Below are 12,157 nucleotides of genomic sequence, written 5' to 3'. Positions count from 1 at the left end.
TCGCCGAGCTCGGCCTTGTGCTTGCGCAATACTTCGCCGAACAGGCGGATCAACTCACCGCGGCGTGGGGCCGGGACGTTGCGCCAGGCCTGGAAGGCTTTTTCGGCCTGATCGATCTTGGCGGTTACCTGGGCTTTGCTTTCCAGGTGCACCGCGGCAATCGCGCTGCCATCGATAGGGGTGTGAACGGGATGGTTACCGTGGGTGTAGGCAGTGGCCGGGACACCGAGGCGGTCAAGCAGTCCATCAACCATTTTCTTCTCCTGCATGCGATGAGTGGTTGAAATAGTGATAGGGATCAGTATTAATCCGATCACTCTGGCGCAACAAACGACCTTTATTCTGCATATCATTCCGCCAGGTAATGATCTACTGGCTTAGAGACCGCTATGTCCAAACGTCTGGTGCCATCGATGGCCGCCCTGCAGTGTTTCGAGGCTGCCGCCCGGCACCTGAGCTTCACCCGCGCCGCCGAGGAGCTGCACCTGACCCAGAGCGCAGTGAGCAAGCAGGTGGCCCAGCTTGAAGAGATGCTCCGCCATCATTTGTTTCTGCGCATCCGCCGGCGCCTGCAGCTGACACCAGCAGGCGCGCTGTACCTGGCCGAGGTCAACAAGATTCTCACCCAGGTCGATATGTCCAGCCGTTACATCATGTCCTACGGCGAGCAGACCGAAGTCCTCAAGGTAGCCACTCAACCGAGCTTTGGCGTGCGCTGGCTGATTCCGCACCTCAAGGGCTTCGGCAAGCAGCACCCGAACATCCACCTCGACATCCGCAACGAAATGGAACCCTTCGCCCTGTTGCAGGCGACCGCCGACGTGGTGTTCTTCTTTGGCCAGGGCACCTGGCCTGGCGCGACCTGCATCGAGCTGTTCGGTGAAGAAGTGCTGCCGGTATGTGCGCCAGAGCTGTTGCAGGGGCGCACGCTCAGGGACGCCAGCGAACTGGCCGAACTGGTGCTGCTGCAAAGCACCTCGCGCCCGGAGGCCTGGCATGAGTGGTTCCTGGAGCAAGGCCTGCACTCGGCCCACAGCTATCACGGGCCGCGCTTCGACACCTTCTATATGAGCCTGAGCGCTGCCCAGTCCGGCTGCGGCGTGGCCCTGGTACCGCGCTACCTGGTGGCCCAGGAGCTGGCCGAGGGCAAACTGGTCGTGCCCTGGCAGCACAGCATGCGCAGCAATGGCGCGCATTTCCTGGCGTTTTCCGAGCATGCCGCCGAGGTGCCGAAGGTGCGCGCCTTGGTCGACTGGATTCGCGCTGAGCTGGCCGGGCAAGATTGATAATTTTTGGAATGACGCATCGACTTTTTTTCGCTTGTGCAGGTACTGCATTCCTCGCTTTCATGTAAGGGTGCCCACTTACCAGGAAGCTTTCGATGCCCGCTCAAGATTTCGTCAGCCCGGACAGCATTCGCGCGCAGTTCTCGGCCGCCATGTCGCTCATGTACAAGCAAGAAGTGCCGCTGTACGGCACGCTGCTGTCGCTGGTGAGCGAAATCAATCAGCAGGTGATGGCTGAGCAACCCGAAGTTGCCCAGGCCCTGCGCTGGACCGGCGAAATCGAGCGCCTCGACCAGGAACGCCACGGCGCCATTCGCGTCGGCAGCGCCGAAGAGCTGGCGACCATCGGCCGCCTGTTCGCGGTGATGGGCATGCAGCCGGTGGGCTATTACGACTTGAGCTGCGCCGGTGTGCCGGTGCATTCCACCGCCTTTCGCGCCGTGCACGAGCAAGCGCTGCACATCAGCCCGTTCCGGGTCTTCACCTCCTTGCTGCGCCTGGAACTGATCGACAACCCGGCGCTGCGTGAACTGGCGCGCGAGATTCTTGCCCGCCGGCAGATCTTCACTCCGCGCGCGCTACAACTGATCGAACAGTTCGAGCGTGCTGGCGGCCTGAATGCCGACGATGCCCAGGCGTTTGTCGACGAAGCCCTGCATACCTTCCGCTGGCACCGGGACGCCACGGTGACCGCCGAGCAGTACCAGCAACTGCACGACCAGCACCGCCTGATTGCCGATGTGGTGGCCTTTAAGGGCCCGCACATCAATCACCTGACCCCCCGCACCCTGGACATCGATGCCATTCAGCTGGGCATGCCGGCCAAGGGCATTCCGCCCAAAGCCGTGATCGAAGGGCCGCCACCGCGCCGCTGCCCGATACTGCTGCGTCAGACCAGCTTCAAGGCGCTGCAGGAAAAGGTCGCGTTCACTGACCAGCACGGGGAAGGCAGCGGCAGCCATACCGCGCGCTTTGGCGAGATCGAACAACGGGGTGCGGCGTTGACGCCGAAGGGCCGCGAGCTTTACGACCAACTGCTCGATGGCGCCCGCGCGGCGCTAGGTGGTGTGCCGGCCGAGGCCAATGCCGAGCGCTACATGAGCCTGCTCAGCGACAGCTTCAAGGCCTTCCCCGATGACCTGGCGCAGATGCGCGAGCAGGGGCTGGCGTACTTCCGCTACTTTGCCACCGAGCGTGGCCTGGCAGCCCGCGGCGATGCTCAGCGGCCGACTACACTGCAGGCTTTAATCGACGCCGGGCATATCCACTTTGAAGCCCTGGTGTACGAGGACTTTCTGCCGGTCAGTGCGGCGGGAATCTTCCAGTCGAACCTGGGTGATGATGCGCAAAGCGAATACGGCAGCAACGCCAACCGCGACGCCTTCGAACAGGCGCTGGGCAAGCCGGTGCAGGATGAGTTGGCGTTGTATGCCGAAAGTGAGCGGCGCTCGCTGATGGCCTGTGCGCAGGCGCTGGATATGCCCGGGCTTTGAGGGCCTCATCGCGGGTCAAGTCGAGGCGTCGCACCGCCGCTCCTACAAAGTCTGTGGGAGCGGCGGTGCGACGCCTCGACTTAACCCGCGATGGCGTCACCGCCCAACCCGAAACCTGTCCACTTCCTGCCGCAACTGCCCCGCCAACCCCTCAAGCTCACGCGCGGTAGCCGCCAGGTTAGTCGCCACCTCATGCTGCTCGCTGTTGGCCAGGGCAATGCTCTGCAGGTTGCGGCTGAGCACGTTCGCCGTGCTGCTCTGCTCCTGGGTAGCGGTGGTAATGGCGGCAAACTGCTCCCCCGCCGAGCGGCTGCGCTCATCGATCTGCGCCAGCGCTGCGGCAACCTTGGCATTGCGCTCCAGGCCTTCCTGCATCAGGCGGTTGCCCTGCTCCATGGTGCTGATGGCATTGCCGGTTTCCTGCTGGATGCTGCCGATCATCGCCGAGATTTCATCGGTGGCCTGACGGGTGCGCGAGGCCAGGTTGCGTACCTCGTCGGCAACCACGGCAAAGCCCCGGCCCTGCTCACCGGCCCGCGCCGCTTCGATGGCAGCGTTCAAGGCCAGCAGGTTGGTCTGCTCGGCAATCGAGGTGATCACGCCGACGATGCCGCCAATTTCTTCGGAGCGCAGGCCCAGGGTGTCGATCACCGTGGCGGTGCCGGCCAGGGCGCTGGCGATCTGCTCCAGGGACGATGACGCCTGGTCCATCGAGGCACGGCCAATGCGGGTTTGCTGGACGTTGTCCTGGGCCATGCGTTCGGTGCTGCCCATGTTCTCGGCGATGTTCATCGAGGTGGCGCTGAACTGCTCGACAGCGCCGGCCATGCTGGTGATTTCGCCAGACTGCTGCTCCATGCCCTCACAGGCCCCGGAGGACATGCCCGACAAGGCCTGGGCGCGGCTGCTGACTTGCTCCGCTGCTGCGCGAATGTGCTCGACCATGCTCGCCAGGGCTTCGCCCATCTGGTTGAAACTGTGCGCCAACTGGCCGATTTCGTCATCGCTCGATACCCGCAAGCGCGCCTGCAGGTCACCGGCGCCAAGGGCCTGCGCCTGCTGCAAGAGGTCAGCCAAGGGGCGCAGACGGCGGCGCAACAGCCACAGGGTGGCGGCGACCGCCAGCAACATCGCCAGCAAACTGCCGATGGCCAGGCGCGTGCCGACGCTCCAGGTCACTGCGCGGATTTCCGCCTTCGGCATGCTTGCCACCACCGTCCACGGCCCGCCGGCAAACGCCACGGTCACGCTGAACAGCTCTTCGACGCCGTCATGCCAGAAACGCCCTTCGCCCGCAGTGAACCCGGCAAGCGCCTGCGCCGCCTGACTGTCCGCACGCACACCTGCTGGCGGCACCAACCAGTGCTGCTTGTCGTCGAGCAAGGCCAGTGAACCGGTCTGGCCGATACGAAAACGTCCGAGGTTGGCAAACTGAGCCTTCTGCGCGTCGGTGTAGTCGAAACCGACAAACAGCACCGCAATCACCCGCCCGCTGCCGTCACGCACCGGGGTGTACTGGGTCATGTAGTCGCGCTCGAACAGGTTGGCCCGGCCAACGTAGGCTTGACCGGCTAGCAAGCGCGCGTAGGCCGGATGCTGGCGATCCAGCAGGGTGCCAATGGCGCGGCTGCCGTCCTGCTTGGTCAGCGAGGTGCTGATGCGAATGAAGTCGTCGCCGCTGCGCACGAACAAGGTGGCAACGCCTGCGGTCATCTGGCGAAAATCATCCACCTGGCGAAAGTCGTTGTTGAGCAGTTGCTCGCCCAGGTACAGCGCGGGCGTGGAAACCCCGGCAACCGCCACCGACTCCCCTGGATGCAGTTGCAGTCCGGCAGCAAAGCGCTTCTCGAACAGCCCGCTGAGGCGCTGGGTGCTTTCGCGCAGGGTACTGTGGAAAGTGTCGAGCTGATCGGCGAGCAGGCGCGCTTCACTGGCCAGGTGTTCCTGGCGGGTATTCAGGTTGGCGTTGTCCAGCGAACGCAGGGCAAACAGGGTGCTACCGGTAATCACCACAGCCAGCACGATGGCAAGGGCGATACCGAGTTGCGAGGCAATCCGGGCACGGGGTTGAGACATGGAAGCTCCTGGCAAGAGGGGCCGGGATCGTCCTGATCACGCTGACCGTCCGCATCGATACGGGAATCGAACCATCTAGGCGTGGCTCTGATGCCTCTGCTTCGGCGGCCTGACGCAATACTTGAGCGTGCAACAGGGTTATCCTGCGCAAACGGTCAACTCGCTCCGATTGCCGCTGATGTCCCCAGAATTTGAACCTTGGGCAGGTCCATCGAATCCGCCTCGCCCTGCAGGAAGTCGCTCAGACGCCGCAGCCGCTCGCCACCGGGGCGGGTTCGCGGCCAGACCAGGTAGTAATCCAGGCCGCTGGCAACCGCTGTCGGCCACGGCAGGCTCAGGCGGCCCTGGGCGACGTCTTCGGCAACCATCAGCAGGTCGCCCATGGACACTCCATAACCGCGAGCGGCGGCGATCATGCCCAGCTCCAGGGTATCGAATACCTGGCCGCCCTTGAGCGACACCTTGTCGGTGAGGTCCATGCGCGCCAGCCAGCTGCGCCAGTCGCGCTTGTCGGGGGTTGGATGCAGCAGCTCGACACCGGCCAGGCGCCGCTCGTCCCACGGCCCTTCCTTGAGCAGCTCGGGCGCGCCTACCGGGATCAGCAGCTCGGAAAACAGCCGCTTGACCTCCCAGTCCGGCGGAAAGTGACCGTCGCTGAGCAACACCGCGCAGTCGAAAGGCTCATGGTTGAAATCGACATGATCGACATCCATCCAGGCGCTGGTCAGTTGCACTTCGTTGCCCGGCTGCAGGTGGCGAAAGCGACTGAGGCGCGCCAGCAGCCAGCGCATGGTCAGGGTCGAAGGGGCTTTCATGCGCAGGATGTCGTCTTCACTGCGCAGGGTGTTGCAGGCCCGCTCCAGCGCGGCAAAGCCTTCGCGCACCCCTGGCAATAGCAAACGCGCCGCTTCGCTGAGTTGCAGGCTGCGGCCATTGCGCACGAACAAACGGCAGGCAAAGTGCTCTTCAAGGGTGCGGATGTGCCGGCTGACGGCACTCTGGGTTATCGATAACTCATCTGCGGCGCGGGTGAACGAGCTATGCCGGGCCGCCGCTTCGAAGGCCCGCAGTGCATACAGAGGCGGTAAACGGCGAGACATGGCGGCGGGCTCCGGGTTATCCACAGGCAATCGACTGGATCATACTCCCATGAGTTTTAATCATGCCAACCATCGCTATTATCCTTTTGTGGATAACCGCACCAAGCCTCAGACTTTCACGCTTTGAATCTATCGCGTAAGAAAAGGACGACTCCATGCAGGCTGCGCCTACCCAAGAACTCAAGGCTTTGCTGCGCCTGGCCGGGCCGCTGATTGCCTCGCAGTTGGCGCACATGCTGATGGTGCTCACCGACACTCTGATGATGGCCCGCATCAGCCCGCAGGCCCTGGCCGGTGGCGGCCTGGGCGCGGCGAGCTATTCGTTCGTGTCGATCTTTTGCCTGGGCGTGATCGCCGCCGTCGGCACCCTGGTGGCGATTCGCAAGGGTGCTGGCGACATCGCCGGCGCCACCCGCCTGACCCAGGCCGGGTTGTGGCTGGCCTGGGTCATGGCCCTGGTGGCGGCTTTGGCGCTGTGGAACCTGGAGCCGGTACTGCTATTGCTCGGCCAGAGCCCGAACAACGTCGAGTCGGCCGCGCAGTTCCTGCTGCTGCTGCCCTTCGCCCTGCCCGGCTACCTGAGTTTCATGGCCCTGCGCGGCTTTACCAGCGCCATTGGCCGCTCGACGCCGGTGATGGTCATCAGCCTGATCGGCACGGTGGCCAACTTCCTGCTCAACTATGCGCTGATCGAAGGCATGTTCGGCCTGCCGAAGCTGGGCCTGGTGGGCATCGGCCTGGTGACCGCAATCGTTGCCAACTGCATGGCCGTGGCCATGGCGCTGTATATCCGCTGGCACCCGGCCTATGCACCCTACCCGATTCGCCAGGGCCTGAGCCGCCCGTCGTGGCCAGCCTTGCGTGAGCTGTGGCGCCTGGGCCTGCCAATTGGCGGCACCTACACCGTCGAGGTCGGCCTGTTCGCCTTCGCCGCGCTGTGCATGGGCGTGCTCGGCAGCACCGAGCTTGCCGCGCACCAGATCGCCCTGCAGATCGTCTCTACCGCATTCATGATTCCGGCCGGCCTGTCGTACGCCGTGACCATGCGTGTAGGACTCTATTACGGCGCCGACAACCTGTTGGGGGCACGGCATGCCGGCCGCGTGGGTATCGGTTTTGGCGCGGCGATGATGCTGATGTTCGCCATCCTCTTCTGGCTGCTGCCAGACCCGCTGGTGGGGCTGTTCCTCGACCACGGTGACCCGGCCTTTGCCGACATCATCCAGCTGGCGGTAAGCCTGTTGATGGTCGCCGCCTGGTTCGAGCTGTTCGACGGCGTGCAGACCATTGCCATGGGCTCGATCCGAGGCCTCAAGGATGCCAAGACCACCTTCCTGGTCGGGCTGTTCTGTTACTGGGTGATCGGTGCGCCGGCGGCCTGGCTGCTGGCCTTCAACCTCGGCCTGGGCGCGGTAGGCGTGTGGTGGGGGCTGGCGCTGGGCCTGGCGTGTGCGGCGGTGAGCCTGACCCTGGCATTCGAATGGCGGATGAAGCGCTTGCTGGGCAGTGCCGCTGGGGTGAACAAGGTGACTGCTTCAGTGGTTTGAAGGGCCCTGTGGGAGCTGGACTTGCCAGCGATGGGCTGCAAAGCAGCCCCGGAATCTACAACGCCACCGCCTGCTGCGCCGGCCCGCGCAGCAAATACTCCATCAACTCATCAATCGGCAACGGCCGGCTGATCAGAAACCCCTGCACCTGATCGCAATCGAAACTGCGCAGCAGGTCCATTTGCTCCGGGGTTTCCACGCCCTCGGCCACCACCTCGAGGTTGAGGTTGTGCGCCAGGTTGATCATCGCGTGCACCAGCTTGCGGTTTTCTTCACGCTGCTCCATGCCGCCGACAAAGCTGCGATCGACCTTGAGCAAGGTGATCGGCAGGCTGTTGAGGTGCACGAACGACGAAAAGCCGGTGCCGAAATCGTCCAGCGAGAAGCGCACGCCCAGGCGCCCAAGGGCGTCCATGGTCTGTTTGACCAGGTCGTTGCGGCGCATCACGGCGGTTTCGGTCAGTTCGAATTCCAGCCAGCGGGCATCGACGCCGTGTTCGATGATCAGCCGGCTCAGGGTCGCCAACAGCTGGCTGTCCTGGAACTGGCGAAACGACAGGTTCACCGCCATGTGCAAAGGCGCCAGGCCCTGCTCACGCAGCGCCTGCATGTCGCGCAGGGCCCGGGAGATGACCCAGTAGCCCAAAGGCACGATCAGCCCACTCTGCTCGGCCAGCGGTACGAACTCGCTGGGCGGCAGCAGCCCGCGTTCGGCATGGCGCCAGCGCACCAGGGCTTCGAGGCCGACAATGCGCCCGTCGGCCAGGTTCAGTCGCGGCTGGTAATGCAGCTCCAGCTCGTCGCGGCGCAGCGCCCGGCGCAGCTCGCTTTCCAGGTCGGCAAGGCTGCGGGCGTTGCGGTTGATGCGTTCGTTGAAGACGTGAAAGGTACAGCCCTGGGTGCTCTTGGCCTGCTGCATGGCGATGTGCGCATGCCACATCAGCGGGTCGGCGCCACCCTGGGCGCGGGCGTGGGCAACCCCCAGGCTGCAGCCGAGCAACAGGCTTTCGCCGTCGATCCAGTAAGGTTCGCCCAGGGCTTCGGTGATGCGTTCGGCCATCCATTCGGCGCGCTGCGGCTCGCGGCGGGTATCGATCAACAGGGCGAATTCGTCGCTGCCCAGACGTGCAACCTGGTCGCCGGCTTCAAGCTGGCTCTTCAGCCGGCCCACCACCTGCAGGATCAACCGGTCGCCGGCCTGGTGGCCGAGGGCGTCGTTGGCATGGCGAAAGTTGTCCAGGTCCAGGTGCCCGAGGGCGACGCCGCGCCCTTCGTTGTCGGCCAGGCGCGCAGCCAGCAGGGTCTGGAAACCCTGGCGGTTGGCGATACCGGTCAGCGGGTCCTGTTCGGCCAGGCGTTGCAGGGTCGCTTCGAGGACGCCGCGCTCGCGGACGTGGCGCAGGCTGCGGCGCAGGATATTGCTGGTCAGCTGGTCGCGAATCAGCCAGTCGCTGACACCCGGCGGCGGCACCTGCGGTTCGTGCTCGAGCAGCAGCACCATCGGCAGCACGCAACGCCCGGGCGCCGGCTGCAGTTGCGGGGTCGCCAGCACCAGCGCATTGCGGTCATTGGCAAACAGGCTGTCGACCGCCTCCCAGTTCGGAGCGGTCAGCAATACCGCCTGGCCCGCCATCGGCAGCAGACACTCGCGCAACACAATGGCCCATTCCGGCTCATCGGCCAGCAGGAGCAAACGCAAGGGTTCGACGGGCGTAGACAAGCTGGCTCCTTAGGACGTAGACACAGTCAAATGACGATGGGCAGCGAGAATGCGTATCCTAAACCATTAATGAAAATGATTTTCACTTAAAGTCATGCCATTCCATTGCCGACATCCCGCAGGTTTCGCCACGCATCCTGCGGGAAAGTATCAAATGCGGCAAATTTAGATCGCGTGGTACGTCACACTGTCAGACGGTCGCGGCAGAAACTTTCTACCCCTGCTAAAATGCCCGGCTATTTTTCTAGCGTCCCCGGTTTTCGTCATGTCCCGACTCAACCCCCGGCAACAAGAAGCCGTGAACTACGTCGGCGGCCCTCTTTTGGTGCTCGCCGGTGCAGGCTCCGGCAAAACCAGCGTGATCACCCGCAAGATCGCGCACCTGATCCAGAACTGCGGCATCCGTGCCCAGTACATCGTGGCCATGACCTTCACCAACAAGGCCGCGCGGGAGATGAAAGAGCGGGTCGGCACCCTGCTGCGCAAGGGCGAAGGCCGCGGCCTGACCGTGTCGACCTTCCACAACCTGGGCCTGAACATCATCCGCAAGGAGCATGAACGGCTGGGCTTCAAACCGGGCTTCTCGATTTTCGACGAGACCGATGTCAAAGCCCTGATGACCGACATCATGCAGAAGGAATACTCGGGCGACGACGGTGTCGACGAGATCAAGAACATGATCGGCGCCTGGAAGAACGACCTGATCCTGCCACCCGAAGCCCTGGAAAACGCCCGCAACCCCAAGGAGCAGACCGCCGCGGTGGTCTATGCGCACTACCAGCGCACCCTGCGGGCGTTCAACGCGGTGGACTTCGACGACCTGATCCTGCTGCCGGTCAAGCTGTTCCAGGACAACCCCGATGTCCTCGAAAAGTGGCAGAACAAGGTCCGTTACCTGCTGGTCGACGAATACCAGGACACCAACGCCAGCCAGTACCTGCTGGTGAAGATGCTGATCGGCACGCGCAACCAGTTCACCGTGGTTGGCGACGACGACCAGTCGATCTACGCCTGGCGCGGCGCGCGGCCCGAGAACCTGATGCTGCTCAAGGACGACTACCCGTCGCTGAAAGTGGTGATGCTCGAGCAGAACTACCGCTCCACCAGCCGCATTTTGCGCTGCGCCAACGTGCTCATCTCGAACAACCCGCATGCCTTCGAAAAGCAGCTGTGGAGCGAGATGGGCCACGGCGACGAGATCCGCGTGATCCGCTGCAAGAACGAGGAAGCCGAGGCCGAACGGGTAGCCATGGAAATCCTCAGCCTGCACCTGCGCACCGACCGGCCCTACAGTGACTTCGCCATTCTTTACCGGGGCAACTACCAGGCCAAGCTGATCGAGCTGAAGCTGCAGCACCACCAGGTGCCGTATCGCCTGTCCGGCGGCAACAGCTTCTTCGGACGCCAGGAAGTTAAAGACCTGATGGCCTACTTCCGCCTGCTGGTGAATCCGGACGATGACAACGCCTACCTGCGGGTGATCAACGTACCGCGCCGGGAAATCGGCTCGACCACCCTGGAAAAACTCGGTAACTACGCCACCGAGCGCAAGGTTTCGATGTATGCCGCCAGCGAGGAGCTGGGCCTTGGCGAGCACCTGGACAGCCGTTATACCGACCGCCTGCAGCGCTTCAAGCGCTGGATGGACAAGGTCCGCGAACAGGTTGCCCTGGAAGACCCGATCGCAGCCCTGCGCAGCATGATCATGGACATCGACTACGAAAACTGGATTCGCACCAACAGCTCCAGCGACAAGGCTGCGGATTTTCGCATGAGCAACGTCTGGTTCCTGATCGAGGCGCTGAAGAACACCCTCGAGAAAGACGAAGACGGCGACATGACCATCGAAGAGGCCATCGGCAAGCTGGTTTTGCGCGACATGCTCGAGCGCCAGCAGGAAGAGGAAGACGGCGCCGAAGGCGTGCAGATGATGACCCTGCACGCCTCCAAGGGCCTGGAGTTCCCCTACGTGTTCATCATGGGCATGGAGGAGGAAATCCTCCCGCACCGTTCCAGCATCGAAGCCGACACTATCGAAGAAGAACGGCGCCTGGCCTACGTCGGGATTACCCGAGCACGTCAGACCCTGGCCTTCACCTTTGCTGCCAAGCGCAAGCAGTACGGCGAAATCATCGATTGCTCGCCGAGCCGCTTCCTGGACGAGTTGCCCGACGACGACCTGGCCTGGGAGGGCCTGGACGACGCGCCAACCGAAGTGAAGGCCGCTCGCGGCAACAACGCACTGGCCGATATCCGTGCCATGCTCAAACGTTAGATAATCAACCTTTGCTGCGGCGTATTGCCGTGGCCACTCTTGCTACATCGAGGAAATACCACAGTGGAAGCACTGCACCAGAAGATTCGCGAAGAAGGCATCGTGCTTTCCGATCAGGTTCTCAAAGTCGATGCGTTTCTCAACCATCAGATCGACCCTGCGCTGATGCAACTGATTGGCGACGAGTTCGCCCGCCGGTTTGCCGATTCGGGCATCACCAAGATCGTCACCATCGAAGCCTCGGGCATTGCCCCGGCGGTGATGACCGGCCTGAAACTGGGCGTCCCGGTGATTTTCGCGCGCAAGCACCAGTCGCTGACCCTGACCGAAAACCTGCTGGTGGCTTCGGTGTATTCCTTCACCAAGCAGACTGAGAACACCGTGGCGATCTCCCCGCGCCACCTCAACAGCAGCGACCGCGTGCTGGTGATCGACGACTTCCTGGCCAACGGCAAAGCCTCCCAGGCGCTGATCTCGATCATCAAGCAAGCCGGCGCCACTGTTGCCGGCCTGGGTATCGTCATCGAGAAATCGTTCCAGGGCGGTCGCGCCGAGCTGGACAGCCAGGGCTACCGCGTTGAATCGTTGGCCCGGGTCAAGTCGCTGAAAGATGGCGTGGTTACTTTCATCGAGTAATTTGCGCTGGCCTCATCGCTGGCA

The 12,157-nt window shown here is 63.3% G+C and carries 9 protein-coding genes; 5 read left to right on the top strand and 4 right to left on the bottom strand.

What is annotated here, in order from left to right:
* Nucleotides 1-254 (bottom strand): aldehyde dehydrogenase family protein (locus tag UB48_RS18335; RefSeq protein ID WP_045199644.1); only part of this gene is annotated, 254 nt, incomplete at its 3' end.
* 135 nt (nucleotides 255-389) lie between these two features.
* On the opposite strand from UB48_RS18335, the gene UB48_RS18330 reads away from it, so the two are divergent.
* Nucleotides 390-1,286: a LysR family transcriptional regulator gene (locus UB48_RS18330; protein WP_045199642.1), complete on the top strand. Its 897-nt coding sequence runs from the start codon at nucleotides 390-392 to the stop codon at nucleotides 1,284-1,286.
* Nucleotides 1,287-1,381: 95 nt separating this feature from the next.
* Nucleotides 1,382-2,779, top strand: coding sequence for a VOC family protein (locus tag UB48_RS18325; RefSeq protein WP_045199639.1), 1,398 nt, complete (start codon nucleotides 1,382-1,384; stop codon nucleotides 2,777-2,779).
* A gap of 96 nt (nucleotides 2,780-2,875) precedes the next feature.
* Here the strand turns inward: UB48_RS18325 and UB48_RS18320 are convergent, their stop codons facing one another.
* The gene (locus UB48_RS18320) at nucleotides 2,876-4,855 is read right to left on the bottom strand and encodes a methyl-accepting chemotaxis protein (protein ID WP_045199637.1); all 1,980 of its coding nucleotides are present in this window, start codon (nucleotides 4,853-4,855) and stop codon (nucleotides 2,876-2,878) included.
* A 155-nt stretch (nucleotides 4,856-5,010) separates the two neighbouring features.
* Complete coding sequence (locus tag UB48_RS18315) at nucleotides 5,011-5,955, bottom strand: LysR substrate-binding domain-containing protein (RefSeq protein ID WP_045199635.1); 945 nt, start codon at nucleotides 5,953-5,955, stop codon at nucleotides 5,011-5,013.
* Between the two features lie 155 nt (nucleotides 5,956-6,110).
* Between UB48_RS18315 and UB48_RS18310 the strand changes: the two genes are divergently transcribed.
* The gene (locus UB48_RS18310) at nucleotides 6,111-7,502 is read left to right on the top strand and encodes a NorM family multidrug efflux MATE transporter (RefSeq protein ID WP_045199634.1); all 1,392 of its coding nucleotides are present in this window, start codon (nucleotides 6,111-6,113) and stop codon (nucleotides 7,500-7,502) included.
* 55 nt (nucleotides 7,503-7,557) lie between these two features.
* On the opposite strand, the gene UB48_RS18305 is transcribed toward UB48_RS18310, so the two are convergent.
* Nucleotides 7,558-9,222, bottom strand: coding sequence for a bifunctional diguanylate cyclase/phosphodiesterase (locus UB48_RS18305; RefSeq protein ID WP_045199632.1), 1,665 nt, complete (start codon nucleotides 9,220-9,222; stop codon nucleotides 7,558-7,560).
* 265 nt (nucleotides 9,223-9,487) lie between these two features.
* On the opposite strand from UB48_RS18305, the gene rep reads away from it, so the two are divergent.
* Nucleotides 9,488-11,497: a DNA helicase Rep gene (gene rep, locus UB48_RS18300; RefSeq protein ID WP_045199630.1), complete on the top strand. Its 2,010-nt coding sequence runs from the start codon at nucleotides 9,488-9,490 to the stop codon at nucleotides 11,495-11,497.
* 63 nt (nucleotides 11,498-11,560) lie between these two features.
* The gene (locus tag UB48_RS18295) at nucleotides 11,561-12,133 is read left to right on the top strand and encodes a xanthine phosphoribosyltransferase (RefSeq protein ID WP_045199628.1); all 573 of its coding nucleotides are present in this window, start codon (nucleotides 11,561-11,563) and stop codon (nucleotides 12,131-12,133) included.
* Nucleotides 12,134-12,157: the final 24 nt, after the last annotated feature.

Source organism: Pseudomonas sp. 2(2015) (assembly GCF_000955865.1).
Taxonomy (GTDB): domain Bacteria; phylum Pseudomonadota; class Gammaproteobacteria; order Pseudomonadales; family Pseudomonadaceae; genus Aquipseudomonas.
This window is presented reverse-complemented; position numbering and strand designations above follow the sequence as displayed.